This window comes from Neisseria sicca 4320, assembly GCF_000193735.1.
Classification (GTDB): domain Bacteria; phylum Pseudomonadota; class Gammaproteobacteria; order Burkholderiales; family Neisseriaceae; genus Neisseria; species Neisseria sicca_E.
In genome coordinates this window covers 29553-55873 of the sequence record NZ_AEPF01000051.1, presented here as the reverse complement: position 1 = coordinate 55873, position 26321 = coordinate 29553, and the positions used below count along the sequence as shown (strand labels likewise).

The window sequence follows — 26321 nt, the reverse complement described above, 5'->3', positions numbered from 1 at the left end:
GGTTTTGTTAAAAAATTCAAAAATAGGTCGTCTGAAATGTTTAGAGAAAAAGTAAGGTGTGCCGGAGCACACCTTGTTTAACGGTTACACACCCATTTTCCACGCGGAGATGCGTTTCAAATTATCCACCGTGTCGTGATTGACGATAGCAGCGAACATGCTGTCCAGTTTGGCGATTTCGGCTTTGTCTTCATTACTAAGCGCAAAGTCAAACACGTTCAAGTTTTCCGCCATGCGATCGGGTTTGGTGGATTTTGCCAATACCACAATATCGCGTTCCACCAGCCAGCGGGTAATCACCTGCGCCACGGATTTGCCGTATTTCGCGCCGATTTTGCTTAACACGGGGTTGTGGAAAATATCGTTTTTACCTTCGGCAAACGGCGCCCACGCTTCCACGGTGATGCCTTCGGCCTGCAAAGCGGCAACAGCTTCGGTTTTTTGTTGGAATGGATTGATTTCAATCTGATTGGCTTGCGGCATGACCTTATTAAACAGCCCCAAATCCACCGCGCGTACGGGCGAAAAATTGCTCACGCCGATGGCGCGGATTTTGCCTGCTGCCTGATATTCTTCCAGCGCGCCATGTGCCGTAGCTGTCGCCGTAAGGCTGATGAATCAGCACCATATCGATGTAATCCAAATTCAGACGACCCAATGAACGATCCAGCGACGCTTTGGCAGCTTCGTAGCCGAAATTTTCCACCCAAATTTTGGTGGTAACGAACAATTCTTCGCGCGCCACTCCGCTGTTTTTAATCCCCAAACCGACTTCGGTTTCATTCATATAAATCTGTGCGGTGTCGATGTGGCGGTATCCTACTTTGATGGCAGCAATCACGGCTTGCTCGGTTTCTTCGGGTGGAATTTGAAATACGCCGAAACCGAGAACAGGAATTTTTACGCCGTTGTTTAATGTGATGTTTTGTATGATATTGTCTCCTGTTTATTCTCATGAAAGTGCGGTTATTTTAGTCCGTATTTTTATTGAGATAAATTGGGTTTGGTTTTATGATGTCGTGAATTAAATTCACTAATTAGCCCAAGCGGGGCAGGAAAATGCAGAACTTTAACGAGCTGAATTATTTTTTGACACTCGCACAAACGCAGAGTTTTGTGAAAGCGGGGCAACTTTTGAGGATTTCTTCTTCGGCGTTGAGCCATAGCATGAAAAATTTAGAAACGCGGCTGAACCTGCGTCTGTTCAACCGCACTACACGCAATGTGTCGCTGACCGAAGCTGGGCAACAGCTTTTCGACCAACTTTTCCCACTTTATCAAGCCATAAACCAAGAAGTCGATGCATTAAATGATTTTTTGAATACGCCATCGGGATTGATTCGCATCAACGCCCCGGCGATGGCAGCGGAAGCCGTGTTGTATCCAAAATTAAAGCCGATTTTGAACCAATACCCGAAAATCCGCTTGGAAATCGTGGTGGACGACCGTTGGGCGGACATTGTGAAAGAGGGATTTGATATGGGCGTGCGGCTGGGCAACGATGTGGCAAAAGAGATGGTTGCGGTGCCGATTTCCGCACCACTTAAAATGGCGTTGGTTGGCTCGCCCGATTATTTGGCGCAATACGGTTCGCCGAAAAATATTGACGATTTGCAGCAGCACCGCCTTATCGGCGCAAAGCTCTCCGCCGAACACGGCGCGGAGATGCAGTGGGAATTCAAATACAAAAAAGAGCTGATTACGTTCACGCCCAAATCGCAGTTTTCCATCAATAATCATCTGCGCCTGCAAGCCGTTTCAGACGGCCTCGGCATCACTTGGCTGCCGCATATCATCGCCGCAGACGCACTCCATTCAGGGCAGTTGGTCGAGCTGTTGCCCGAGTACGCCATCACTTACGATCCGCTTTACCTCTATTACCCCAGCCGCCGCGGGCATTCGAATGTGTTTAAGCTGATTGTGGATGCGCTGCGGGTGGAGGTCGTCTGAAAATGCAAAAGCAGCCTGACTTCTTTGCATGGATTTCAGACTGCTTTTTGCTTTCAGGTAGCCTTATAGCTATTCATATACCGCCTGCCACATTGCGTCCTGCACCGCCTGTACCCAGTTTTCAGGCTGCTTGGTCGCTACACCGTCCTTGACCGCTTGTTTGGCAACGGCAACAGCAACAGTAGCAGACGATGCACGCAGGTTATTCACCGATGGCAGGAGCGACGCGCCTTCGTCCTGCGGATTGACTTGCGAGGCGACTGCTTCAGCTGCAGCCAACAGCATCCCGTCAGTAACGTGTTCCGCACCGGAAACGATAACCCCCAACCCCAACCCCGGGTAAAGCATGGCGTTGTTAGCTTGACCGATTTCGTAGTTCACGCCTTTATACGGCACGGGTGGCACGGGGATGCCGACAGAAATGAGCGCTTTGCCATCCGACCATTTTATAGCCTCACTCGGCATCACTTCGATTTTCTCGGTCGGGTTAGATAACGGCAGCAGAATTGGGTGCTCTACGCCCGCACATAGGGCTTTGACTACGTCTTCAGTGAATGCGCCGTGATCGGTGGATGTGCCAATCAAGATAGTCGGTTTTACTTGTTTTACAACTTCGAGCAAGCCGATTTTACCGTCCGTTTTCGCCCAATCGGCAACTTCGGCGGCGGGACGTGCATATTCCTGCTGGTAATCGGGCAAGCCGTCCATGTCGTCAGTAACCAGTCCGTTGATGTCAATCAGCCATACGCGTTGTTTCGCTTCTTCGCGACTCAGACCTTCGCGCTCCATCGCTGCACTGATTTGGTCGGCCATACCTGTACCTGCCGTGCCTGCGCCGTACACCACCAACCGCTGTTCGGCAAAGGTCTGTTTGGTCACTTTCAGGCCAGAGAATACGGCAGCCATCACAATCGCGCCCGTTCCCTGCATATCGTCGTTGAAAATACGGTATTGTCGGCGGTTCTCCACCAAAATGCGGCGGGCATTGGACGGACCGAAGTCTTCAAAGTGCAAAAGCGCATTGGGGAACATTTCAGCAGCAGTTTTCAGGTAGCTTGTAATCAATGCGTCGTAGCGTTCGCCACGCACGCGGGCATGGCGATTGCCCAAATAAGCGGGATCATTGAGCAGGGCTTCATTATCTGTACCCACGTCTAGATTCACAGCAATGGCACGGCCGGGATGAATGCCCGCAGCAGCAGTATAAACTGCCAATTTGCCGACGGAAATATCCGTGCCGTTCACGCCCCAGTCGCCGATACCCAAAATCTCTTCCGCATCGGAAACCACAATCAAATCTACATCATCTGCTCCCAAGCCCAGCGTTTCAAACGATGCGCGGATGTTTTCAGGATGGTTTACATCCAGATAGACAGCGCGCGAACGGCGGTAGTCGCGGCTCCATTTTTTAATCGCTTCGCCGACAGTGGGGTCGTAAACGACGGGTAGCATTTCGGCCAAATGGTCAATCAGGAGTTTGTAGTACAGCACTTCGTTGCGGTTGTGCAGTTGATCGAGAAAGATATATTTTTCAATGTCTTTTTCATAGGATGAAAACTGGCGGTAAGCACGCGTGGCCTGTTGTTCGAGCGTTTCCACAACGACAGGTAGGCGGCCGGTCAGGCCATATTTTGCTCGCTCTTCCAACGTGAACGCTGTATCTTTGTTGGTGAGAGGGTTCTGTAGGATGGTGGGGGTGTTGCTCATATTGTGTCTCCTGTGAAGGTTAGGAAAAGCTCGTCCGAAAAATGGACTGTTATACTGTTATATTGTACTTAAAAAAATACGGATTAAAAGTTAATTTAACAACCTAGAAAGTCCTTAAAAGTTGATGATTAGCCTTTTACAGACTAATAACGGACGTATCACAATGAAACTGAATCTAAACCACGGCGAAATTAACAAACGTATCAGCAAGGCCATTGCTAAATATCGCCAAGCAAGCGTAGCCTACTTGGGTAGGGTGTGGTACACACGCACGTGGTTTTCAGTTTTCAGGTAACCTTTTCAGGCTACCTGAAACAGTGCAGGCTGCCATCGGTCTGATTTTTTGAATGCGTGCCTACGATGCTGCACCCCCATCCTGTTTTTCAGACGGTTTTTTTTCATAACAAAGAGCGGTCAGATTTTCAAAAGTTTTTGCAAACCCTCTTTCAAACCCAACCGCTTTCATCATCAAGCCCTGCCTGTGCTTAACCCAGCTTTGCCGTTTTCCCACAAGGTTTTCAGTAAAACTTTCCACGCCGACAATTTAGGATTGGGCTGTTTGCCTTGTCCGATCAAGTCCATTTGCGTCATATACCAGTTCATCTCCAGCATCGCGCCCGCTTTTTTATCAACCACCGCCACGCCCGTTTGGATGCGGTCGGTCTGTACGGTTTGGTAAGTGCCGTTTTGCATTTTGTTCGCCAAATCAGGCACTAAGGCAAACGGGCGGGCGACACCGACCAAATCCAAATGGCCGCTGGATAAGGCGTCTTCCATGGCGGTTTGCGAACGGAAGCCGCCGGTGATAATCAGCGGGGCTTGGCTGACTGCACGGGCTTTTTCGGCGTAATCGATGAAGAAGGCTTCGCGTTTGCGGGTGCTGTCTTTGGCGGCGAGCATTTGCGGGCTTTCGTAGTTGCCACCGGAAACTTCAATAAAATCAATGCCCATTTCCGACAGTTTTTGTACCACTTGCACCGACTCGCTTTCTTCAAATCCGCCTTTTGGAAATCTGTCGAATTGAGTTTTACACCAACCAAGAAATCTTTGCCCACGGCGGCGCGGATGGCGGTGTAGGTTTCCAAAAGGAAGCGCATACGGTTTTCCAAACTGCCGCCCCATGGGTCTTGGCGGCGGTTGTGGTGCGGCGAGAGGAATTGGCTGATGAGATAGCCGTGTGCGGCGTGAATTTGTATGCCTGAAAAGCCTGCCTGTTCGGCAATTTTCGCGGTTTGCACAAATTGCTGAATCAGCCCGTTGATTTCGTCAGCAGTCAATTCGCGCGGCGGATTGATAAAGCCGTCCATGCCCACCAACGGCACGGTGCTCGGCGCAAGCGGCGTTTTATTGACCACCGCAGGCGACTGTTTGCCCGCATGATTGATTTGCATGATGAGCAGCGTGTCGTTTTGCGTGCCGGCTTTCGCCCATTTTTTCAGCATCTCAAGGCTGCGTCCGTCTGAAATCACCACATCGTTTATCGAACCTTTGCCGCTTTCGGCGACCATCACATTGCCTGTAACCAACACGCCTGCACCGCCTTGCGCCCAAGTGCCGTACAGGCGGACAAGCTTTTCAGACGGCTGGTCGTTTTGGGCAAGTTGCTCTTCCATGGCGGATTTGAAGATACGGTTTTTGGCGGTTTTGCCGTTTTGAAAAGTGAATGGAGTAAATAACATAATCGTTCCTTTAAGTTGATAAGTTTAAAAATGTAAACTTATTTGAGTATAGTGGATTAAATTTAAATCAGGACAAGGCGACGAAGCCGCAGACAGTACAGATAGTACGGCAAGGCGAGGCAACGCCGTACTGGTTTAAAGTTAATCCACTATAAAAATAAAGGGTTAACGGATAACCCTATTTTGAAAGCGGGCAATTTTGAGCCATCAAATCAGCAAGCTGTTTCAATCTCGCCACCGCATCCGCCATGGCAATACTGTAAAACCGCTCCTTGCCGACCTGCTCCACCGCCACCGCACCGGCTTGCAGCATGATTTTCAAATGATGCGACACCGCAGGACGCGACAGATGCAGATGTTCGGTCAGCTCATTGACATTCATCTTGCCGTGTTCCCACAGCACGCGCAGGATTTGATGGCGGTTTTCATCGCTCAACACAGTAAAAATGGGAATGCACTCATGCATTAAATTCATAGTTTGTTGCGGCATATTCGACCTATTGAGTTTATATGTTTAAAAACTTGAACTTATTTTATTGGGAAAGATGGGGAATGTCAAAGGGAGTTTTCAGAAGATGGTTTTAGTGTACAAATCACAGCGTTTCATCAATCATTATCTCAGTCTGCAAGCCGTTTCAGACGACCTTTTCGTAATAAAGAGCGGTCAAATTTTTAAGTGTTTTGCAAATCATCTTAAAAATTTGACCGCTTGCATCATTATCAAGACCGCAGCCGTCTGAAACATTGATGACCGGTTTACTGATGTCCGCTTTCTGCTACTTTTGTCCATTTTGCCAATGTCTGCTTCATCTGTGCCTGAGGGATGAAGCGGGCCATCCGTTCTACTTCCTTGCCTTGATAAAACAGCAGCCATGCAGGTGCGGTCAGCACGTGGAAACGTCCAGCCATTTCGGGTATTTCAGCAATATCGGCTTTTACGGCATACACATTTCCTTTCACAGCCAAAGCTGAGTCAAGCTGGGCGGCCACGACCGTACAAACACCGCAGATTGGGGCTTTGATGTACAGTGATACTAAAGGGTGTGTGGCGATGGCCTGTTCGATGTCTTTCAGAGTGTGCAGTTGTTGCATGTCATGTACTCCTTTGAGCGATTAAGCCCTTTTCTAGTTGTCCAGAAAAGGGGCTTTCAACGAAATGAAAACAAGAAAACGGTTTGAGTCGTCTAGATTTTTTCCACAACCACTTTTGCCCGCACTTTCAGGCTGTCCAACACTGGCGAGTTGGCGGCGGAGCGGTCGGCGAAATTTTGCAGGGTAGGAAGGTCGGCGTCGGCTTTTACTTTTACGGTTAGCACCAGATTATCCAGTCCGCCGTAGCCATCTTCCATGCCGAACAGTTTGGCCATGTCAATACCGCCCCTTGCGGATATTTCAAACTGTTCCAGTTTCACGCCTGCCTGTGCTGCCTGCAACTCGAAACCTATGGAGGAGCAGCCTGCAGCAGCGCCGATCAGGTATTCCATCGGACTTGGGGCGGCGTTTTCACCGCCCATGTTTTTCGGTTCGAGACCTTTGCAAAATACCCTTCTTCACCTGTTCCCTCAACAGCCGAAAACCTGTTTTTGGGTTTCGGCTGTCGAAGGAAGGGCTTTTTTGCAAAGATCTCAGCCTGTTTCTATTCTGCCCAAGCCGCCTAACGCTCCTCCAGCCCGGCCAAAATCGCACAATCCGGGCAGTCGTCTCCCGCGCAGGCATCGTGCCAGCGTTGCAGCTCGGCCACCATGCCCTGCAAGCGTTCGATTTTGGCTTCCAGCTCGGCGATGTGCCGCGCGGTGAGCGTTTTCACTTCGCGGCTGGTGCGCTGCGGGTTGTGTTGCAGGCTCAAAAGCTGCCCGATCTGCGGCAGCGAAAAGCCCACTTCCCGCGCATGGCGTATAAAGCGCAGCCGGGCAAGGTCGGCCTGTCCGTAGCGGCGGTAGCCCGCTTCGCTGCGCGTGGCCGGGGCGATTAGTCCGTGCTTTTCGTAGTCGCGGATTTGTTTGGCGGAAAGGCCGCTCTCGGCTGCGGCCTGGCTGATGTTCATCATGATGCTTGACCTTTACTTCGGGTGAAGCTTTATAGTGGCGGCACTTAGCGGAAAAGCAAGAGCAGACCCATCATTTCAGGCTACCTGAAAGCTTTGGCTGCAACGGGCTTTAAAACCTCAGTCTCATTCCAACAGAAAGGAAACCCTATGCAAACCATCACATTAAACATCGAGGGCATGACCTGCGGCGGCTGCGTGAAAAGCGTTACCAGCATCCTCGAAGGCGTAAACGGCGTGGACAAGGCCGAAGTGAGCCTGGAAAACAAGAACGCCGTCGTGGAATTCGACCCCGCCCAAACCAACCCCGCCGCGCTGATAGAAGCGGTGGAAGACGGCGGCTTTGATGCGGCTTTGTAAATCGAATCGCAACAAATCGACTGCAACACCCCAAAGGCTACCTGAAAACCCTGCTCCGCTTTTTTCAGGTAGCCCAACCACATTCAGAAGGAAGAAACCATGCAACAAAAAGTCCGTTTCCAAATCGAAGGCATGACCTGTCAGGCCTGCGCTTCGCGCATTGAGAAGGTGTTGAACAAAAAAGACTTTGTCGCCGAAGCGGGGGTGAACTTCGCCAGCGAAGAGGCGCAGGTGGTGTTTGACGACAGCCAAACCTCCGCCGCCGACATCGCCAAAATCATCGAGAAAACCGGTTACGGTGCAAAAGAAAAAACGGAAGACGCGCTGCCGCAACCCGAAGAAACAACGCATGTAAGCTGGCGGCTGTGGCTTTTGCTGGCAATCAATATCCCGTTCCTTATCGGCATGGCGGGAATGATGATTGGTCGGCACGATTGGATGATTCCGCCGTTGTGGCAGTTTGCACTGGCAAGTGTGGTGCAGCTTTGGCTGGCAATCCCGTTTTACAAAAGCGCGTGGGCGAGTATTAAAGGCGGGCTGGCGAATATGGACGTGCTCGTTACCATCGGCACGGTGTCGATTTACCTGTATTCCGTCTATATGCTGTTTTTCAGCCCGCACGCGGCACACGGCATGGCGCATGTGTATTTTGAAGCGGGCGTGATGGTGATTGGTTTTGTGTCGCTGGGCAAGTTTTTGGAACACCGCACCAAAAAATCCAGCCTGAACAGCTTGGGCCTGCTGCTGAAACTCACGCCGACCCAAGTCAACGTGCAGCACAATGGCGAATGGAAACAACTGCCCATCGACCAAGTGCAAATTGGCGACATAATCCGCGCCAACCACGGCGAACGCATTGCTGCCGACGGCATTATTGAAAGCGGCAGCGGCTGGGCGGACGAGAGCCACCTCACCGGCGAATCCAATCCCGAAGAGAAAAAGGCGGGTGGCAAAGTGTTGGCGGGCGCACTGATGACCGAAGGCAGCGTGGTGTATCGCGCCACGCAGCTCGGCAGCCAAACCCTGCTCGGCGACATGATGAACGCGCTGTCTGAAGCACAAGGCAGCAAAGCGCCGATTGCGCGCGTGGCGGACAAGGCGGCGGCGGTGTTCGTGCCTGCCGTCGTGGGCATCGCGCTTTTGACCTTTATCGCCACTTGGCTGGTTAAAGGCGATTGGACGGTTGCGCTGATGCACGCCGTTGCCGTTTTGGTAATTGCCTGCCCGTGCGCACTCGGTCTGGCGACGCCCGCCGGGATTATGGTCGGCATGGGCAAGGCGGTGAAACACGGCATTTGGTTCAAAGACGCGGCGGCGATGGAAGAAGCCGCCCACGTCGATGCCGTCGTGTTGGACAAAACCGGTACGCTGACCGAAGGCAGACCGCAGGTTGCTGCCGTTTATTGCGTTCCCGACAGCGGCTTTGACGAAGACGCTTTGTACCGCATCGCTGCCGCCGTCGAACAAAACGCCGCCCACCCGCTCGCGCGCGCCATCGTCTCCGCCGCCCAAGTGCGTGGTTTGGAAATCCCCACTGCACAAAACGCGCAAACCGTTGTCGGCGCAGGCATTACCGCCGAAGTCGAAGGCGTGGGTTTGGTGAAAGCGGGCAAACTTGATTTTGCCGAATTAAAGCTACCTGAAAACCTTTCAGACGACGTCTGGCGTATCGCAAGCATCGTCGCCGTTTCCGCCAACGGCAAACCCATCGGCGCATTCGCACTCGCCGACGCGCTGAAAGCCGATACCGCCGAAGCCATAGGCCGTCTGAAAAAACACGGCATCGATGTTTACATCATGAGCGGCGACAACCAAGGTACGGTTGAATACGTCGCCAAACAACTGGGCATCGCACACGCCTTCGGCAACATGAGTCCGCGCGACAAAGCCGCCGAAGTGCAGAAACTCAAAGCCGCCGGCAAAACCGTGGCGATGGTCGGCGACGGCATCAACGACGCGCCCGCACTCGCCGCCGCCAACGTCAGCTTCGCCATGAAAGGCGGCGCGGACGTTGCCGAACACACCGCATCCGCCACGCTGATGCAACATTCGGTCAACCAGCTCGCCGATGCCCTGCTGGTATCGCAAGCCACTTTGAAAAACATCAAACAAAACCTGTTTTTCGCCTTCTTCTACAATATTTTAGGTATCCCGCTCGCCGCACTCGGCTTCTTAAACCCCGTCATCGCAGGCGCGGCAATGGCGGCAAGCTCGGTTTCGGTGTTGAGCAATGCGCTGCGCTTGAAACGGGTGAAGATTGAGTAATATTTTGCGTAATATAAAGCGAAGGTCGTCTGAAACCCCCTCCCCTCTTTCAGACGACCTTTCTTTTCTAATATGCGGTTTCCAAACGCTTTTTGCGGTACAATACCGCCCTTAAATTTTTCCTTATTTCAAAGCGCAAACCGCCATGTCCAAAAAAACCAAGCAAGAATTAGAGAATAACAAACTCAACAAACGCCTGCGCCACGCCGTCGGCGACGCGATTAACGATTTCAACATGATCGAGCCGGGCGACAAAATCATGGTTTGTCTCTCCGGCGGCAAAGACAGCTACGCCCTATTAGACATCCTGCGTCAGCTCCAAGCCAGCGCGCCGATTGATTTTGAGCTGGTTGCCGTCAATCTCGACCAAAAGCAGCCGGGCTTTCCCGAAGAAGTGTTGCCCACCTATCTTGAAAGCATAGGTGTACCGTACAAAATCGTTGAAGAAGACACCTATTCCACCGTCAAACGCGTCTTGGACGAAGGCAAAACGACTTGTTCTCTGTGCAGCCGCCTGCGCCGCGGCATTCTCTACCGTACCGCAAAAGAATTGGGCTGCACCAAAATCGCCTTGGGACACCACCGCGACGACATACTCGCCACCATGTTTTTAAATATGTTTTACGGCGGCAAACTCAAAGCCATGCCGCCCAAGCTGGTGAGCGACAACGGCGAACACATCGTCATCCGCCCGCTGGCGTATGTGAAAGAAAAAGATTTGATTAAATACGCCGAGCTGAAACAATTCCCGATTATCCCGTGCAACCTCTGCGGCTCGCAGCCCAACCTGCAACGCCAAGTCATCGGCGATATGCTGCGCGATTGGGACAAACGCTTTCCCGGCCGCATCGAATCCATGTTCTCCGCCCTGCAAAACGTCGTCCCCTCCCATCTCGCCGATCCCGAGCTTTTCGACTTCGTCGGTTTGGAACGCGGTCAAACCTTGAAACACGGCGGCGACTTGGCGTTTGACAGCGAAAAAATGCCCGAACGCTACTCCGACGGCAGCGAAGAAGACGAAAGCGAAATCAAAATCACCCCGTCCAAACCTCAACGAAAGGTCATCAATATTCTGGCGAACAAGCCGAAAACTTGCGGCGCATAAAACAAAAATCCGGATGCCTTGTCCGGATTTTTTATTTCTTTGCACAAACCTGCCTTGAATCATCAGGATGTGCAACCATAATACGGTGAGTTGTCTGAAAACTGAGATTTTATAGTGGATTAACTTTAAACCAGTACGGCGTTGCCTCGCCTTGCCGTACTATCTGTACTGTCTGCGGCTTCGTCGCCTTGTCCTGATTTAAATTTAATCCACTATACGTGAAAGACGATACAAACCGTTCCATTTTAATCCGCCGCAAAACATGCAAGCGGAGTTCACACACGCTTTTCCCTTCCATCAAACAAGGACTGTTATGACTGCCATTTTTATCCTGCTCGGTTTAATCGCCATCTGTATCGGACTGCTCGGCACGGTTTATCCCGCCATTCCCGGATTGGGATTGATGTTCGGCGGCGCATGGCTGCTTGCCTATGCCGGCGATTATCAGATTTACGGTACAAACACCTTAATTTTTCTTGCCGTTGTCGCCGCCATCGGCACGGCAATGGATTTTGTTGCAGGCGCATTAGGGGCAAAATATACGGGAGCCAGTAAAAAAGCAGTCTGGGGGGCGTTGATCGGCGGCATTATCGGCGCATTTTTCTCCATCCCCGGGTTGTTGTTCGGCCCGCTCATCGGCGCGGGCGTCGGAGAATTCTTGGCTCGCCGCGATATGTGGCAGGCGGGCAAAGTCGGACTGGGGACGTTTATCGGCTTCATCATCGGTACGGTCGCCAAAATCGGTTGTGCCTTGACGATTGTGATGACCCTGCTCGTTATGTGGGCGGCAAGCTGGTTTTAACCTGATCATTGCAAAAGGTCGTCTGAAAATGGTTTTCAGACGACCTTTTGATTTTTTACCTGATCGGAAAGTTATCCCTTGCCGCAACAGGCTTTGTATTTTTTACCGCTCCCGCAAGGACAAGAATCGTTTCGCCCGATTTTTTCACCTTCGCGACGTACGGTTTGCGGTTTGTTGATGATGGCCTGCCAATACCAGTAAATATCCAGCAGGACGTGCGGCAGGTCGGATTCGAGCTGTGAGAGTTCTTTTTCAGTCAGGTGCAAAATGATTTCGGCGTTTTGCTCTTCGTCGTAAATGCCGCCCAAAGCCATGATCGGATAGAACAAGTCTTCAAACTCCTCCTGATCGACCGCTTCAAACCAATCGGTCGGCACGACATCCAAGGCATACAGATAGGCGTTACACCAAGTGTACACGTCGGGATTGCCCGCTGCATCTTCATAAAGCCACAAATCGGGCAACATTTTACTGCCGAGCTTGATACGCAAATCAGCCGCCAGCGCCATCACCAAACGCTCGATTTCGGTACGCTCTTTCGCGTCAAACAATGATTCTTCACCCAAAACTTCAGGCAGCCAATCGTTCGGATTTAAGGCATCGGGACCACTCAACAAAGCCATCATAAACGCCTGTACCTCATCGCAGCGCATGGTGTTGTGTTGTTCCGATTTGGCATCGAGCAGCTGCATCAGGCGCACGCGAGATGCCTCGTCAAATGCTTGTAATTGCATGGTTTTTCCTTATTTTTAATGATGTATCCGTTATCTGAAAGGTCGTCTGAAACCATTTTCAGACGACCTTTTCATCAACCCGGCCTATTTCTAACTGCTGCCGAACAAGCCTTTAAACCACAACACAATATCATCCCACATCCGTCTGAACCAGCTGCCTTCTTCAACGGAATGGAGGGCGACGACGTTTTTCTCGGTAATGACTTTGCCGTCTTTGACGATTTTGAGTTTGCCCAAGCTTTGACCTTTGCGGATCGGGGCGACAACGGGCTGAACGGTTTCTAAAATCGGTTTGATGTTTTGTCCGGCATCATGGGGAATCGTGATGTACACGTCTTCGAGGAAGCCGACGTTCACCGATTTGCTGCTGCCTTTATAAACTTTGACCTTAGAAATGATTTCGCCGCCGTTGTAGAGCTTGGGCGTGTCGAATGCCTGCAATGCCCAGTTGAGTAATTTGCCGCTTTCGGACGCGCGGGCTTCGGTGGAATCGGTACCCACAACGATGGAAACAATGCGTCTTCCGTTGCGTTTGCTGGAAGCGGCAAGGTTGTAGCCTGCGCTTTCGGTATGCCCTGTCTTCAAGCCGTCCACGCTGGAGTCGCGGTAGAGCAGGAGGTTGCGGTTTGGCTGCTCGACATTGTTGTATTTGAAGGATTTAATCGAAAATACGGGATAGTATTTCGGATAATCGTGTATCAGCGCGGCGGACAAAATGGCTAAATCGCCGACGGTGGAAACATGGCCTTCGGCGGCCAATCCGGTCGGGTTTTTAAAGTGGGTTTTGGTCATGCCCAAACGCTTGGCTTCTTCGTTCATTTGTTGGACGAACACGTCCACCGAGCCTCCTCCCATGGCTTCGGCAAGCGTGGTGGCGGCATCGTTGCCGGATTGGACAATCATGCCTTTAATCAGATCGCTCACGCTGGCGGGGACTTTGGGATTGAGGAACATCCGCGAGCCTTCGATTTTCCAGCCTGCATCGGACACGGTCAGCATTTGGTCGGCGCGCAATGTGCCGTTTTCCAAAGCCTTGAACGTGAGGTAGGCGGTCATCATTTTGGTCAGCGAAGCGGGTTCGATCTGCGTGTCGATATTGCCGGAGGCAAGCACTTGATGGCTGTGCAAATCGGTAACGATGTAGGCGGCAGCGGCAATGGCAGGCGGCGCATCGGGACTGTTGATGCTTGGCATCATGGCTTCGGGCTGGGATGCGGCGGCAGGAGCCAGCTCGGAAGCCGCAACTGCGGGAGCTGCGTTGTTTTTGGCCGCTTGCGGCGCGGCTTGCGCGGCGGTAATCATCATCGCCGCGATCAATACGGATAATGTTTTTTTCATTGGAATGTGGTGCGGAAATAGAAATAAAAACAACCGCGTCGTGCGGTTTGGCGCAAAAGGCAGTCATTATACCGCCGCATCTTCGCTTTGCTAAGATTTTTCTTGATTTCAGACGACCTCGCAGGTATGGTTTTACCTTTCCGCCGTTTTGTTGACAAAGTTTGACGCGGACGGCGGACACTCCTTTCGAAAATATTCCTCCGGCACACAAAACCATGAACAACCGCCCATCTTATTCCGATTACCTCATCCGCATCCTGACCGCCTCCGTTTACGACGTTGCCGTCGAAACCCCGCTCGAACCCGCCATCGGGCTGTCGGGTCGTCTGAACAACAACGTCCTGCTCAAACGCGAAGACCTGCAACCCGTGTTTTCCTTCAAAATCCGCGGCGCGTACAACAAAATGGCGAAGCTGCCCAAAGAAGCGCTCGCCTGCGGCGTGATCGCCGCCAGCGCGGGCAACCACGCACAAGGCGTCGCACTTTCGGCACAGCGTCTAGGCTGCCGCGCCGTCATCGTTATGCCCGAAACCACGCCCCAAATCAAAATCGACGCCGTCAAAAGCCGCGGCGGTGAAGTCGTCCTCAAAGGCATTTCCTACAACGATGCCTATGATTACGCGATGGAATTGGCAGAAAAGAAAAACTGACCTACATCGCCCCGTTTGACGACCCCGACGTTATCGCCGGACAAGGCACAGTCGGCATGGAAATCGTGCGCCAACGTCCCGACGACATCTACGCCATCTTCGTCCCCATCGGCGGCGGCGGACTGGCGGCGGGTGTTGCCGCGTTCGTCAAACAAGTACGCCCGAGCATCAAAGTCATCGGCGTGCAAACACACGACTCCTGCTGCATGAAACAATCCGTCGAAGCCGGAAAAGTCGTCAGTCTCAAAGACGTCGGCCTCTTCTCCGACGGTACCGCCGTCAAAGTCGTCGGCGAAGAAACCTTCCGCCTCTGCCGCGACCTCTTGGACGACATCATCACCGTTGATACCGACGCCATCTGCGGCGCCATCAAAGACATTTTCGACGACACCCGCAGCATCACCGAACCCGCAGGCGCGCTCGCCCTTGCCGGCTTGAAAACCTATGCCGCCCGCAACCGCATCCAAAACCAACCCCTCGTCGCCGTCACCAGCGGCGCCAACATGAATTTCCACCGCCTGCGCCACGTTTCCGAACGCAGCGAATTGGGCGAAGGCAACGAAGGCATTTTCGCCGTAACCATCCCTGAAGAGCGCGGCAGCTTCCTCAAGTTCGTCAACCTGCTCGGCAGCCGCAACATCACCGAGTTCAACTACCGCTACGGCGACGACAAAAAAGCCCACATCTTCGTCGGCCTGCAAACCGCAGGTTCCCAAGACCTTGCCGTCATCAGCCGCCAACTGACCGAAGCCGGACTGCCCAATGTCGATTTGACCGACGACGAAATCTCCAAAATCCACATCCGCTACATGGTCGGCGGACGTACAGCCAAAGTTGCCCACGAACGCTTAATCAGCTTCGAGTTCCCCGAACGCCCCGGCGCACTCGCCCGCTTCCTCAACCATATGCAGGGCGGCTGGAACATCACCCTCTTCCACTACCGCAACCACGGTGCCGACTACGGCCGCATCCTCGTCGGCATCGACGTCCCGTCCACTGACGATGAAGCATTCGAAGACTTCCTCGAAAGCCTCGGTTACAGCTATCAGGACGAAACCCAAAACGCCGCATACCGCCTCTTCCTCGCTTGATAGGAAGGCAAAACAAAAGGTCGTCTGAAAACCTTTTTATGGTTTTCAGACGACCTTTCATCTTTTGGACAACCGACACGAATCCGTATCAACTATCCTGAATTTAATGTCCTTAACGCCAGTAGCGCCACCAAGGCATGTCGTTCGGCTGCCATTGGTGTTGCAGGAACGGGCTTTGCGGGAAGTTGGTTTCCAAGACGCGGCGGGTATCGGCGGCGAGTTGGGGTTTGTCCAGTTTTTTGTAAGCCAGTTCCATCATGGCGAGGGCTTCTTCGACGTAGCGGGTATTTTGGTAACGCTCGACGATTTTTTGGGCGCGGTTGACGGCGGCGAGGTAGGCGCCGCGTTTCATGTAGTAGCGGGCAACGGAGATTTCGTTACCGCCCAATGCGTCCACCAGCTTCGCCATGCGCTCGGTTGCGTCGGCGGCGTATTTGCTCTCCGGATAGCGTTGTACCAATTCGGCAAATGCTTGATATGCGCTGCGGTTGGCTTTAGGGTCGCGGTCGGACCAGTCTTGCGAGGCGAGTTTGTTGAGGAAGGATTGGTCTTCGTTGAACAAAACCAAGCCTTTGAGATAAAGCGCGTAATCCATATTCGGATGTTGCGGGTGATGGCGCTGGAAGCGGTCGATGGCGGCGAGGGCTTTTTCAGGCTCGTCGTCTTTGTAATAGGCGTATGCGGTATCCAGTTGCGCCTGTTGTGCGTAGCGGCCGTTGGGGAAGCGGGATTCTAAAATTTCGTATAACTTGATGGCTCGCGTATAATTGCTGCTGTTCAACTCGTCATGCGCTTCGGCATAGAGTTTTTCCACGTTCCAATCTTGTGTGATTTGCGCGTCTTTATCGACCGTACCTTTATTGCTTGCACAGGCACCGAGTGCCAGACTTAACGAAACTACTAAAAGAATTTTTTTCATGCAGAATACTTCCTTTGATAATGAAGCCGATTATAACGACGATTTAGACTTTACGTCAGCCCCCGAAGCAGAAAGTTGTGTTAATTTGACTGTTCCGCTGGAGCTTGCGGGCGGGCGGCTGGATGCTGTGTTGGCAAAGCTTATGCCTGATTATTCGCGCAGCCGCCTGACATCGTGGATTAAAGAAGGCGCGGTTATTGTAAACGATAAGCCTGCCCAACCCAAAGACAAAATGATAGGCGGAGAATCCGTCAGCGTAACGGTACGTCCGAGCGAAGAGAATCTCGCGTTCAAACCCGAAGCGATGGATTTGGATATTGTGTACGAAGACGATACCGTCATCGTCGTCAACAAACCCGCCGGACTGGTCGTCCACCCCGCCGCAGGCAACTGGACGGGGACGCTGCTCAACGGACTGCTGGCGCATTGTCCCGAATTGAGCCAGATTCCGCGCGCGGGCATCGTCCACAGGCTCGACAAGGAAACCAGCGGGTTGATGGTGGTCGCCAAAACCCTGCCTGCACAAAATTCCCTCGTGCAACAGCTTCAAGAACGCACAGTCAAACGCATTTACCGCGCCGTCGCCAACGGCATCGTTCCCTTTGACGGCAAAATCGAAACCCAAATCGGACGCGATCCGCACAACCGCCTGAAAATGGCAGTCGTCAAATTTGGCGGCAAACCTGCCGTGACCCACGTCAAAGTGTTGGAACGCTATCTTGCGCATAGCTACATCGAATGCTCGCTCGAAACAGGCAGGACGCACCAAATCCGCGTCCATATGCGCGAAGCCAATCACCCGCTTGCCGCCGACCCCGTTTACGGCAACCTGCGCCATCCGTGCAGCGAACCGGTAAAAGAAGCGATTAAAAGTCTGGGCGCGCGTCAGGCGTTGCACGCCTACCGCTTAAGTTTCGTCCATCCGAAAACCAGCGAAACCGTCTCTTTTGAAGCCCCGATTCCCGACGATATCTACCACTTGCTCTCCGTCCTGCGCCTCGAAGCAGGCTTGGATTCGTCTTTGAACAACGAAGAAGAATGGCAGGACAAACTCGGCACGGATGACGACGATGATTGGAACGAAGACGACTACGATGTCGAAGTGGTTTATGTGAGGGATTAAGATGTCTTCTTCAGATTTGGTCACACTTGCACAAATGGACGGCAAAATGCAGTGGCTGGCGGGTTACGGCAATTTGACATCTGAAAAAACATATCGACTTCCCACTAAAGCTGCCATCGTTTACATGATTGCGCTGCCCGTATGGTTGGGTACGCGGAACATGGAAGATATGGAGATTCTGAACATAGGCTCCGGTGTCTTCATGCTGTCATTTCTTTTGATAATGATTTTGTCCTTCCCGTATGTGTCTCTATCATCCAAAAAAAGAGCATTGGAAAAATTACAGGATAAGTCTTGGCAATACGACCCTGTCAAACGAATCCTGACGCATTGGGAAGGCAGCGAGATCGTTATGGAATATCCTCTTTCTGAAAATGACCACTTATCGGCAATCAGATGGAGAGGCGATCTCTATGGAGAATTTTTTACGCTGGAATATCGCCGTCCATATCCCGCACCATACGTTCGAATTTTGACTTTTATTTATAGCAAGCCGTCAGACAAAAAAGATTTCGCGGCTGCTGCGCAAAATATTGCCAAGCAGATGAATCTGCCCTTGGATGAAAACGGCTTGTACAACTAGCCTGATCGAATGTTCAAATAGCTTTCACGCAGTAGATGAAAAGGTCGTCTGAAAAAGTACAATGTGGCGTGTCGAGACTGATAGACGCATTCTTTTCAAACCTTTCCTTACTCAGATAAAACATGAAAACCATCACAGAAACCTTAAACCTCGCCCCGCAAGGCAAAAATTTCCTGACTGCCGACTGGCCTGCGCCCGCCAACGTGAAAACCCTGATTACCACACGCAACGGCGGTGTCAGCCAAGGCGTGTATCAAAGTTTGAACCTCGGTTCGCACGTCGGCGACGATTCCGATGCCGTACGTCGCAACCGTGAAATCGTGCAGGAACAGGTCGGGCTGCCCGTAGCCTACCTTAATCAAATCCACAGCACCATCGTCGTCAACGCTGCCGACGCATTGGGTAACGCGCCCGACGCCGACGCTTCGGTGGACAACACGGGTAAAGCCGCCTGCGCCGCGATGACTGCCGACTGCCTGCCTGTCTTGTTCTGCGATAAAGCCGGTACGGTCGTCGCTGCCGCACACGCGGGCTGGCGCGGTTTGGCGGGCGGCGTGTTGCAAAACACCATTGCCGCGATGAATGTTGCGCCCGTCGAAATCATGGCATATCTCGGTCCTGCCATCGGCGCAGACGCATTTGAAGTCGGACAAGATGTGTTCGAGGCATTTTGTACGCCCATGCCCGAAGCGACGGACGCATTCGAAGACATCGGCGGCGGTAAGTATCTTGCCGACATCTACGCGCTGGCACGTTTGGTTCTGCGCCGCGAAGGGGTGGATATGATTTACGGCGGCACACACTGCACCGTCTTGGAACGCGACACTTTCTTCTCTTACCGCCGCGACGGACAAACCGGCCGCATGGTCAGCCTGATTTGGTTGGAACAGGCATAAAAGGTCGTCTGAAACGCCCTATCCTCTTTCAGACGACCTTTGTAAGACACAATCCGCCAACATTCAAATCCACCCCAATCTGCACCGCTCAAAAGGATATTCTCATGACTCAAAAAAACGAACACCGTTCCCACCCTCAAGGCGAGCTTTTGCTGCGCACCGTCGCCATGCCGCAAGACACCAATCCCAACCAAGATATTTTCGGCGGCTGGATTATGTCGCAAATGGATTTGGGCGGCGGCATTTTGGCAGCGGAAATCGCGCAAGGCCGCATCGTTACCGTCGCCGTTCAGGAAATGAACTTCATCCGCCCCGTTAAAGTGGGCAACGTGGTTTGCTGCTACGGACGCTGCGTGCGCGTGGGCAATACTTCGCTGCAACTGAAAATCGAAGTTTGGGTGAAAACGCTGATGAACGACCACCTGACTGAAGACCGCCAACTCGTTACCGAAGCCGTCTTCACCTACGTCGCCATCGACAGCGAAGGCAACACGCGCCCTATTCCAAAAGAAGGCAACCCGAAACTGCAAGGTCTGATTTAAACCCTGATTTAAGCAAAGGTCGTCTGAAAACCCATATTGGAGATTTTCAGACGACCTTTTGACTTAAGGCGATACAGGATTTGCTATTGACTGACAGGATGAAGCAGAAACTCTCACTCCGGATCGTCCGTAAACGCATTCGCCCGAAAAATCGGTACGAATGTCAACAGATAAAGCACGAACACGGCGGCGATCAGAATCGCGGGGACGGTGATGAAGAATATCGGGTTCACGTTCATTAAAACAGCACGCGAGACGGCGGCGGCGAAGAGGATGGGGACGGCGATGCGGCAGAGTTTCGGGTAGTCGAGTTTGGTAAAACCGCTGTGCCACAGTCCGGCAGTCAGCCACACCATCATCACGCCGCCCATCATGCCGCCGAGGGTAATCAGGTGCAGGGGCGCGGAGGCGGGCAGGTTTTGCAGTCTCGCCACGCCTGTCCACAGATAACCTGCGGCGGCAAAGAGTTGGAGCAGGTAATAAGTGCGGACGTAGTGTTTGCGCAGGAGTTCGTGATGGTGCAGTTCGCGCAGCTTGGCGAGCAGGATGAAACCGACGGCGAATGCGGTAAAACCGGCGGTCTGCGTGGGCAGCCAAAGTTCAGCGGCGGTGTGCAGCAGCAGGAAGGTGATGGCGATGTTTTTATAGACGACGTTGGGGATGAATACGGGGTCTTTCAGACGGCATTCTTTAAGGGCTTCCGCGCCCAAAAGGACACTGACGCGGACGGATACAAACATGACCGCCGCCATGTTCCAATGCACTTGCGCGCGCAACAGGTTCAAATCGCCGCTGACGGCATAGGCCGTCTGAAAAACGGTGAACGCGGCAAGCAGCATCAGCAGGGCGAAATTGTCGGTGTTGCGGTCGAGCCAAATCAGCCAGGTGCAGAACAGCAGCAACACCAGCCAATAAGCAGCGACGAAAAACGAAGCGGTTTGCGGCGAAAACGGCAGCAGGACGGATGCGGCAAGCAACAGCGCCGCCAAGACGGTGGCAACGGGTTTCAGACGACCTTTATAACCCGTCCATTCGAGCATGGCGGCAGTCAGAAAACCGCCGTATGCCGCAGGCAGCATGAGTTCTAAGAAGATTTGGCGGTGCAGGACGATGGCGGCGGGACTGATGAAAAACACCAACGCGCCAAGTATGGCAAGCACCGCCGCGCCGACAAAAAACGGCCGCATGGGGTGGGTGAAAAATTTATTCATGGCTTGGCTTAATTCTGCATGAAGATGCTTTCGGATACGGATTTATTGGGCGGACAGGGCCGTATCTTTTGCCAAAGAGGCAAGCCTGCGGCTTGCTTACCCTCTCCCTAGCCCTCTCCCACGGGGAGAGGGGATTAGGCTGTCGAGCCCGAGCATTTTCAGGTTTACCTGCCATCTGATTTTCAATCCTGCGCTCTCTGATTTTCAGCAACCTGTTCCCCTCGCCCCGTGGGAGAGGGTTAGGGAGAGGGTAACGAACCGCAAGGTTTGTCAGATACTCAAATGCCCGTATCATTCATATTATTGATATTATTGTTTGAATTGTATTATTTTCAATAATAATAAATAATCCTAAACCAATATAAATAACAGCCATTATCCAACGACTAAACTTCTCTACAATTTCACCAATACCTGAAATATTAGCCAATCTTTGTGCTGTATATACTAAAACAAAAATCAATATTAAAAATACAAGAAGAGTAACTAATAAGTCGACAAGATCTAAAGTCACAAAGTAAGGAACAAAAAGTCCAATATTATCTGCACCACAACTAGCAACTGTAACCAAAGCAACAATACCGACTAATTTTGACAACCCTTTTTCATCCAATTCTTTTTTAGCTCTTTTTTCGCCCTCACAATCGTCGTAAATAGCAACTTTAATACCTAAGTAAATCGGTATTAAACCTAATAAACCCAACACCCATTTTTCCGGAACATAATGCAAAACAAAAGCTAGAAATAAACTAACTAATATTAAAATTACAGAACCTAAATATTGTCCGATATAAATATCTCGATATTCTTTTCTAGTATTTGCTCTAGCAAAAAATATTAATAGTATTACCAACAAATCTACTGCTGTAGCAATATATAAAACAGCAGCAGTAATCACAGTCGAAAACATAAAGCACCTCATAATGAATCCCCTGCCCCCTTGGCACCACGGCTTTTTCAAAAACCGAATCGCGTTCGGATAACAGATTCGTATCTTTCGCTAAAGAGGCAAGCCTGCGGCTTGCTTACCCTCTCCCACGGGGAGAGGGGATTAAGCTGCCAAACCCGAGCATTCTCAGGTTTACCTGCTATCCGATTCCCAATCCTGCACCCTCTAATTTTCAGCAACCTGATCCCCTCTCCCCGTGGGAGAGGGTTAGGGAGAGGGCAGCGAACCGCAAGGTTCGTCAGACACTCAAATCCCCCCATCACTCATAATAATGAATCCCCTGAAACTTACTTGCTACCACGGCTTCTTCAAAAGCCGAATCGCGTTCGGACAACGGCGTGGGCAGGGTAATCACATTTTGCACGTTCATGCCCTTAGTGGAAAGCAGCATGATTTCATGGCTCAGGCGCGCGGCTTCGAAGCGGTCGTGCGTTACCAGCATACACGCCATGCCCTGCCGCTCGATTTTTTCCACCAGCATGGCAACCAAAATATCGCGCAAATCGCGATCCAAACCGACAAACGGCTCGTCCAGCAGGGCAAGGTCGCAGCCGCACAGCAGCAGGCGCAAAAATGCTACCCGTTTCGCCATGCCGCCGGACAATTCGGTCGGATATTTGTTCAAATCGCCCGCAGTCAGCCCGACTTTCGCCGCCAGCGCGATGATTTCGCCTTCATCGGGTTTGTCCATAAAAATAGCGATATTCTGCATCGCGGTCAAGTTTCCCGGCAGGCGGTTTTCCTGAAACAGAAAACCCGTTTTGCGGAAAGTATTGCGTATCGAGCCCGATTTCGGCGTTTCCAAGCCCGCAATCAGCCGCAAAACCGTCGTCTTGCCGCAGCCGCTCGGCCCGAATAAAGCCTTCACTTCGCCATGTTGCAGGTTCAAACTGAAATCGCGCACGATGGGGTCGCGGAGAATTTCAAAACGCACGTTTTCAAGACAGAGCATCATCTCCTCCACGGCATAAACAAAATTTCCAAAGGCTTGGTAATCAGGTATTCAAACAGCGATACAAACACGATGACCAACACCACATAAGCCATCACCGTCGAAGTTTCCAGCATCGCCCTTGCATCCGCAATCCGCGCGCCGACGCCTTCGCTCGCGCCCAAGAGTTCCGCCATAATCACCACCTTCACCCCCATCGCCACCGCCACGCCGATGCTGAAAATCACATAGCCCGTCAGATGCGGGATATACAGATAACGGATTTTTTTCAGACGGCCTAATTTATAAGCATCAAACAATTCCTCATGCTGTTTGTTCACGCTCGCCATTCCGACCGCCGCACTCGCAAACGTCAGCGGCGCAACCAACACAATAATGGTAAACAGCACGCTCGGATTGCCGAAACCGAACCAAAACAGAGCCATTACCACCCAAATAATCGGCGGCATCGCCAACAAAATCGTAATCACAGGCTTGAGCAACGCCATCGCCGTCTTAAAACTGCCCGCCACCAGCCCCGCCGCCAATCCCGCCGCCAGCGCAACAGAAATACCCACCACCGACCGCCACAGCGAAATCCCGATTTCGTTTTCCTGAAAATGTTTCAATAAATCAAACGACTTTTGAAACACCTCCACCGGCGCGGGCAGCATAAACTCACCAAACACGGCACTGCCCCACGCCCACAACGCCACCACCACCATCGCCACGCTCAGACCGGCAAAGCCGCTCCAAAGGTAGTCGATGATGTAAAACACCGCAGGCTGCGGTTTGCGGATTTTGTCGGTTTTAATCATGTTTTGGGTGTTGGTTGATAGGGATGGTTTGGGAACGGTAAGTCGTCTGAAAAAATGGTTGATTGGGTTAGACGGAACGCCGTAACCCAACGAAACGGCTTGGTTTTCCCAAATAGTGTTTTTCAGACGACCTTTGGCTTGGGATTTCGGTGTTTTATTGATATATGTCTGTGGTTAATAGTTTTGATTTCGAACAATTAAAAATTGCTTTATATTGTAATTAAATTTAAGCCACTCGCCATATTTTTTAATAAGTAAAATCGGTTCTCCTTCATATTCATTAAAAGGAAAATCCCTAAGAGGAAAATCTCTAAAAGGAAAATCCCTAAAAGGTAATTCAACTTGATAATTTTTAGCAATTTCAATTATATTATTAACAATTTGTTGAATTATATAACCTTCTTCACGCTTTTTATCTTCAAATAAATTGTATATAAAATCAGATAACCTTCTTGGTTCATGCTCTAATATAGATGGGGAATGCCAACTTATATCTGTTCCTGCTTGAGAATATGCATAATAATGATTAGAGTCAAAAACATCCACATGTGGGACTATTGATACATGATTTCTTAAAAATGGAATACACTTTAATTGCCAGTAAAATGGATCTAATAGGTATCTGCCATATTCATAACAACTATCAAATAGCGATTGATAATATACTCCTTTGTCTAAAATCAATGGAGCAACATAAATAGCATATGAATTAGGAGGGCTATGGTGTTTTTTTAAAATATTATGTTGAAAATCAATTGCTGTTTTTGCTTTATCTCTTAATTTAAAATATAAAGTAGGGTCATCATCTAACTTATTTTCATCTCTGAATTTTCTTATTTCTTCTTTTTTACTCATGTTTTTTCTTCCAGATAATGGGACTTTAGAAATGGGCTCTAACCCTCCGGATTTCTTAAATTGCATGTAGATTACTCCACCATATTTGGGGTGATATTCTTTATCTGCACCCGTTTCTAATTCATCAGTATCTAAAAGTCTAAAAGGCATACCCTGAGAACACCACCCAAAATAAGCTGCCACATCTGCTTCAATTTGTTTTTCAGATAAATTACTTTTTATTTCATATTTAGACATATATGTTCTCCAATATTTATTAAATCAAACAACCCCTAAACATACCCATTCTTTTATAGCAAATGTAGATACTGGCTTCTCCGTCAAGCCCAAATGGCTAACCACCCGCCGTCATTCCCGCGCAGGCGGGAATCCAGAAGTTTGACGTCGCTGCAATTTTAAAACATTCCTGCAATATCGAGGACTGGATTCCCGCCTGCGCGGGAATAACGGCTTTTTGTGTACTGTTCTAACTATTATCTGATAGGTCGTCTGAAAAAAGTAGGTTGGATACTCGTATCCGACAGCCCCGTTTAGCCGAAACGTCGGATTCAAGAATCCGACCTACGCTGCTGATAATGTACTGACAGGTCGTCTGAAAAATGATAAATCAGGTATTCACAACTACCCTGCCCTTTTCAGACGACCTCTTCCCCCTTTAAGCCAAGAAGAATCCGTTATCCGGCAACTTGCCGCCCAAGAGTTTCGGGTTGAACTGCATCAGAATTTCGTAAAACTTCAAAATCTCGTTCTTCACTTCGCTGCCTTTGGTTACCGTCAGCCGTGCGCCGTCCAAGCCCATGACTAGGGCGGGTTCGGGGGCGGGGAGGTAGTTTTTGCCGATTTTCGCCGCGTTTTGGCGATTGGCGAGTATCCAGTTGAGGGCGTTTTTCAAATCTTGATGGAAGAGGTCGAACTGCGCTTTGTGTGCGTGGAAATATTCCTCGTTAGCGATGATGCCTGCCATCGGAATCAGCGGCTTGGTGTCAAACGCCTGCCCCCATGCTTTCACTAAGTCAAAGCCGCGCACGACGTTTACGCCCATGGTTTTGCCTTTGAGCATGCTGGCGCTTGCCATCGGTTCGGGCAGGATGGCGGCGTGGTAGTCCTTGCTTAAAAACAGCCCCACCGCTTCGGGCGGCGTGGCGGTGTAAGTGATGCCGACTTTATGCGCGTCGATTTTCAGTTTTTTCAACAAGGCTTGCAGCACGATGTCGGGCATGTCGTTTTTAAACGGCACCAGGATTTTTTTGCCGACTAAATCCTGCGGCGAGGCAATCGCGCTGCCTTTGCAGACCAACTGCGTGATGCCGTTGGTCAAAATATTCACCATACCGACTTTCTGCCCTTGGTTGCGCAGGTTTACGCCGACATTGCTCGGACTCATCATCACTTTAAATTGCCCGCTCGCCACGCCCGCGCGAAGCTGGTCGGGCGATCGCCAAACCTTGAGCGACACATCCGCCTGCTTCGCCAGCTTGCCCTGCAACGCCGCTACGGCAATGGTTACGCTGGGCATCGCCGGCGCGCCGTACACGGTAAACTGCTCTTTCCCCGCCGCCAACAGCGAAGGCGAAACGCCTGCCGCTGCCAGCGCGGCGGTCATTTTTAAGAAATCACGTCTTTTCAGTTCCATTTTCCAATCTCCTGGTTAGGTAGCGCGGACTTCAGCCCGGCTGTTTAACAGAATCCCTCTAAGATGGGTTTGAGCTGCGCCAGACATAGGAATGGACACACCAGAGCCTATCTAGATCCGCAACTCTGTTTTACCA

23 protein-coding genes and 3 pseudogenes are annotated in these 26321 nt (G+C 51.2%); 10 read left to right on the top strand and 16 right to left on the bottom strand.

Features of this window, described 5'->3' with window-relative positions:
• Window positions 1-84: 84 nt before the first annotated feature.
• Window positions 85-931 (bottom strand): annotated as a pseudogene (locus NSCA4_RS12830) (aldo/keto reductase).
• A gap of 128 nt (window positions 932-1059) precedes the next feature.
• Between NSCA4_RS12830 and NSCA4_RS0104805 the strand changes: the two are divergent.
• The gene (locus tag NSCA4_RS0104805; RefSeq protein ID WP_029609535.1) at window positions 1060-1950 is read left to right on the top strand and encodes a LysR family transcriptional regulator; all 891 of its coding nucleotides are present in this window, start codon (window positions 1060-1062) and stop codon (window positions 1948-1950) included.
• A gap of 69 nt (window positions 1951-2019) precedes the next feature.
• Here NSCA4_RS0104805 and NSCA4_RS0104800 read toward each other — a convergent pair whose 3' ends face one another.
• From NSCA4_RS0104800 to cueR, 6 genes and pseudogenes are all read right to left on the bottom strand, one after another.
• Window positions 2020-3657, bottom strand: a complete 1638-nt coding sequence (locus tag NSCA4_RS0104800) for an NAD-dependent malic enzyme (RefSeq protein WP_016687075.1) — start codon at window positions 3655-3657, stop codon at window positions 2020-2022.
• A gap of 468 nt (window positions 3658-4125) precedes the next feature.
• Window positions 4126-5336, bottom strand: a pseudogene (locus NSCA4_RS12825) (NADH:flavin oxidoreductase/NADH oxidase family protein).
• Window positions 5337-5514: 178 nt separating this feature from the next.
• Window positions 5515-5826, bottom strand: coding sequence for an ArsR/SmtB family transcription factor (locus NSCA4_RS0104780; RefSeq protein ID WP_016687072.1), 312 nt, complete (start codon window positions 5824-5826; stop codon window positions 5515-5517).
• 266 nt (window positions 5827-6092) lie between these two features.
• Window positions 6093-6428, bottom strand: coding sequence for a thioredoxin family protein (locus NSCA4_RS0104770; protein ID WP_016687070.1), 336 nt, complete (start codon window positions 6426-6428; stop codon window positions 6093-6095).
• A 92-nt stretch (window positions 6429-6520) separates the two neighbouring features.
• Complete coding sequence (locus NSCA4_RS0104765; RefSeq protein ID WP_016687069.1) at window positions 6521-6850, bottom strand: OsmC family protein; 330 nt, start codon at window positions 6848-6850, stop codon at window positions 6521-6523.
• A 140-nt stretch (window positions 6851-6990) separates the two neighbouring features.
• A complete protein-coding gene (gene cueR / locus NSCA4_RS0104760) occupies window positions 6991-7383 on the bottom strand; it encodes a Cu(I)-responsive transcriptional regulator (RefSeq protein ID WP_016687068.1) in 393 nt (130 codons plus the stop codon).
• A 147-nt stretch (window positions 7384-7530) separates the two neighbouring features.
• On the opposite strand from cueR, the gene NSCA4_RS0104755 reads away from it, so the two are divergent.
• From NSCA4_RS0104755 to NSCA4_RS0104740, 4 genes are all read left to right on the top strand, one after another.
• Window positions 7531-7740 (top strand): heavy-metal-associated domain-containing protein, encoded by a 210-nt coding sequence (locus tag NSCA4_RS0104755; RefSeq protein WP_003674677.1) that lies wholly within the window; start codon window positions 7531-7533, stop codon window positions 7738-7740.
• 99 nt (window positions 7741-7839) lie between these two features.
• Window positions 7840-10005: a heavy metal translocating P-type ATPase gene (locus NSCA4_RS0104750; protein ID WP_016687067.1), complete on the top strand. Its 2166-nt coding sequence runs from the start codon at window positions 7840-7842 to the stop codon at window positions 10003-10005.
• 145 nt (window positions 10006-10150) lie between these two features.
• Window positions 10151-11110 (top strand): tRNA 2-thiocytidine(32) synthetase TtcA, encoded by a 960-nt coding sequence (gene ttcA / locus NSCA4_RS0104745; protein ID WP_016687066.1) that lies wholly within the window; start codon window positions 10151-10153, stop codon window positions 11108-11110.
• 313 nt (window positions 11111-11423) lie between these two features.
• A complete protein-coding gene (locus NSCA4_RS0104740; protein ID WP_016687065.1) occupies window positions 11424-11912 on the top strand; it encodes a DUF456 domain-containing protein in 489 nt (162 codons plus the stop codon).
• Window positions 11913-11983: 71 nt separating this feature from the next.
• On the opposite strand, the gene NSCA4_RS0104735 is transcribed toward NSCA4_RS0104740, so the two are convergent.
• Both NSCA4_RS0104735 and NSCA4_RS0104730 read right to left on the bottom strand, forming a co-directional pair.
• Window positions 11984-12646, bottom strand: coding sequence for a YecA family protein (locus tag NSCA4_RS0104735; protein ID WP_016687064.1), 663 nt, complete (start codon window positions 12644-12646; stop codon window positions 11984-11986).
• 90 nt (window positions 12647-12736) lie between these two features.
• Window positions 12737-13984: a D-alanyl-D-alanine carboxypeptidase family protein gene (locus NSCA4_RS0104730; protein ID WP_016687063.1), complete on the bottom strand. Its 1248-nt coding sequence runs from the start codon at window positions 13982-13984 to the stop codon at window positions 12737-12739.
• Window positions 13985-14199: 215 nt separating this feature from the next.
• Between NSCA4_RS0104730 and ilvA the strand changes: the two are divergent.
• Window positions 14200-15725: pseudogene (gene ilvA / locus NSCA4_RS12820) on the top strand (threonine ammonia-lyase, biosynthetic).
• A gap of 112 nt (window positions 15726-15837) precedes the next feature.
• Here the strand turns inward: ilvA and NSCA4_RS0104720 are convergent.
• Complete coding sequence (locus NSCA4_RS0104720; RefSeq protein WP_003742974.1) at window positions 15838-16644, bottom strand: outer membrane protein assembly factor BamD; 807 nt, start codon at window positions 16642-16644, stop codon at window positions 15838-15840.
• Between NSCA4_RS0104720 and rluD the strand changes: the two genes are divergently transcribed.
• From rluD to yciA, 4 genes are all read left to right on the top strand, one after another.
• Entirely contained in the window at window positions 16643-17767 is a 1125-nt protein-coding gene (rluD, locus tag NSCA4_RS0104715) for a 23S rRNA pseudouridine(1911/1915/1917) synthase RluD (RefSeq protein ID WP_016687062.1), read from the top strand. The genes NSCA4_RS0104720 and rluD overlap by 2 nt on opposite strands.
• 1 nt (window position 17768) lies before the next feature.
• A complete protein-coding gene (locus NSCA4_RS0104710) occupies window positions 17769-18350 on the top strand; it encodes a hypothetical protein (protein WP_016687061.1) in 582 nt (193 codons plus the stop codon).
• 122 nt (window positions 18351-18472) lie between these two features.
• Entirely contained in the window at window positions 18473-19246 is a 774-nt protein-coding gene (gene pgeF, locus NSCA4_RS0104700; protein ID WP_016687059.1) for a peptidoglycan editing factor PgeF, read from the top strand.
• Window positions 19247-19350: 104 nt separating this feature from the next.
• Window positions 19351-19788, top strand: coding sequence for an acyl-CoA thioester hydrolase YciA (gene yciA / locus NSCA4_RS0104695; protein WP_003742967.1), 438 nt, complete (start codon window positions 19351-19353; stop codon window positions 19786-19788).
• 113 nt (window positions 19789-19901) lie between these two features.
• On the opposite strand, the gene NSCA4_RS0104690 is transcribed toward yciA, so the two are convergent.
• From NSCA4_RS0104690 to NSCA4_RS0104665, 6 genes are all read right to left on the bottom strand, one after another.
• Window positions 19902-20999, bottom strand: a complete 1098-nt coding sequence (locus NSCA4_RS0104690) for an NnrS family protein (protein WP_016687058.1) — start codon at window positions 20997-20999, stop codon at window positions 19902-19904.
• 295 nt (window positions 21000-21294) lie between these two features.
• Window positions 21295-21909 carry a CadD family cadmium resistance transporter gene (locus NSCA4_RS0104685; RefSeq protein WP_004519352.1) on the bottom strand — a complete coding sequence of 205 codons (615 nt, stop codon included), beginning with the start codon at window positions 21907-21909 and terminating at the stop codon, window positions 21295-21297.
• A 298-nt stretch (window positions 21910-22207) separates the two neighbouring features.
• Window positions 22208-22900: an ATP-binding cassette domain-containing protein gene (locus NSCA4_RS0104680; protein ID WP_016687057.1), complete on the bottom strand. Its 693-nt coding sequence runs from the start codon at window positions 22898-22900 to the stop codon at window positions 22208-22210.
• On the bottom strand, window positions 22900-23697 hold the full coding sequence (locus tag NSCA4_RS0104675; RefSeq protein WP_016687056.1) for an ABC transporter permease: 798 nt from the start codon (window positions 23695-23697) through the stop codon (window positions 22900-22902). The genes NSCA4_RS0104680 and NSCA4_RS0104675 overlap by 1 nt, the downstream gene beginning before the upstream one ends.
• A gap of 174 nt (window positions 23698-23871) precedes the next feature.
• Window positions 23872-24789 (bottom strand): hypothetical protein, encoded by a 918-nt coding sequence (locus NSCA4_RS0104670; RefSeq protein WP_016687055.1) that lies wholly within the window; start codon window positions 24787-24789, stop codon window positions 23872-23874.
• A gap of 418 nt (window positions 24790-25207) precedes the next feature.
• Window positions 25208-26185 (bottom strand): ABC transporter substrate-binding protein, encoded by a 978-nt coding sequence (locus NSCA4_RS0104665; RefSeq protein WP_016687054.1) that lies wholly within the window; start codon window positions 26183-26185, stop codon window positions 25208-25210.
• Between the last annotated feature and the right edge of the window lie 136 nt (window positions 26186-26321).

Bases quoted from the DNA above. Each gene is read 5' to 3' on its own strand.
- NSCA4_RS0104670 (WP_016687055.1), bottom strand. From the start codon at position 24,789: ATGTCTAAATATGAAATAAAAAGTAATTTATCTGAAAAACAAATTGAA.
- NSCA4_RS0104730 (WP_016687063.1), bottom strand. From the start codon at position 13,984: ATGAAAAAAACATTATCCGTATTGATCGCGGCGATGATGATTACCGCC.
- NSCA4_RS0104765 (WP_016687069.1), bottom strand. From the start codon at position 6,850: ATGGGCGGTGAAAACGCCGCCCCAAGTCCGATGGAATACCTGATCGGC.
- NSCA4_RS0104685 (WP_004519352.1), bottom strand. From the start codon at position 21,909: ATGTTTTCGACTGTGATTACTGCTGCTGTTTTATATATTGCTACAGCA.
- NSCA4_RS0104750 (WP_016687067.1), top strand. From the start codon at position 7,840: ATGCAACAAAAAGTCCGTTTCCAAATCGAAGGCATGACCTGTCAGGCC.
- NSCA4_RS0104800 (WP_016687075.1), bottom strand. From the start codon at position 3,657: ATGAGCAACACCCCCACCATCCTACAGAACCCTCTCACCAACAAAGAT.
- NSCA4_RS0104675 (WP_016687056.1), bottom strand. From the start codon at position 23,697: ATGATTAAAACCGACAAAATCCGCAAACCGCAGCCTGCGGTGTTTTAC.
- NSCA4_RS0104740 (WP_016687065.1), top strand. From the start codon at position 11,424: ATGACTGCCATTTTTATCCTGCTCGGTTTAATCGCCATCTGTATCGGA.
- yciA (WP_003742967.1), top strand. From the start codon at position 19,351: ATGACTCAAAAAAACGAACACCGTTCCCACCCTCAAGGCGAGCTTTTG.
- cueR (WP_016687068.1), bottom strand. From the start codon at position 7,383: ATGATGAACATCAGCCAGGCCGCAGCCGAGAGCGGCCTTTCCGCCAAA.
- NSCA4_RS0104770 (WP_016687070.1), bottom strand. From the start codon at position 6,428: ATGCAACAACTGCACACTCTGAAAGACATCGAACAGGCCATCGCCACA.
- NSCA4_RS0104690 (WP_016687058.1), bottom strand. From the start codon at position 20,999: ATGAATAAATTTTTCACCCACCCCATGCGGCCGTTTTTTGTCGGCGCG.
- NSCA4_RS0104665 (WP_016687054.1), bottom strand. From the start codon at position 26,185: ATGGAACTGAAAAGACGTGATTTCTTAAAAATGACCGCCGCGCTGGCA.
- NSCA4_RS0104720 (WP_003742974.1), bottom strand. From the start codon at position 16,644: ATGAAAAAAATTCTTTTAGTAGTTTCGTTAAGTCTGGCACTCGGTGCC.
- NSCA4_RS0104710 (WP_016687061.1), top strand. From the start codon at position 17,769: ATGTCTTCTTCAGATTTGGTCACACTTGCACAAATGGACGGCAAAATG.
- NSCA4_RS0104680 (WP_016687057.1), bottom strand. From the start codon at position 22,900: ATGCTCTGTCTTGAAAACGTGCGTTTTGAAATTCTCCGCGACCCCATC.
- pgeF (WP_016687059.1), top strand. From the start codon at position 18,473: ATGAAAACCATCACAGAAACCTTAAACCTCGCCCCGCAAGGCAAAAAT.
- NSCA4_RS0104805 (WP_029609535.1), top strand. From the start codon at position 1,060: ATGCAGAACTTTAACGAGCTGAATTATTTTTTGACACTCGCACAAACG.
- NSCA4_RS0104755 (WP_003674677.1), top strand. From the start codon at position 7,531: ATGCAAACCATCACATTAAACATCGAGGGCATGACCTGCGGCGGCTGC.
- rluD (WP_016687062.1), top strand. From the start codon at position 16,643: ATGCAGAATACTTCCTTTGATAATGAAGCCGATTATAACGACGATTTA.
- ttcA (WP_016687066.1), top strand. From the start codon at position 10,151: ATGTCCAAAAAAACCAAGCAAGAATTAGAGAATAACAAACTCAACAAA.
- NSCA4_RS0104780 (WP_016687072.1), bottom strand. From the start codon at position 5,826: ATGCCGCAACAAACTATGAATTTAATGCATGAGTGCATTCCCATTTTT.
- NSCA4_RS0104735 (WP_016687064.1), bottom strand. From the start codon at position 12,646: ATGCAATTACAAGCATTTGACGAGGCATCTCGCGTGCGCCTGATGCAG.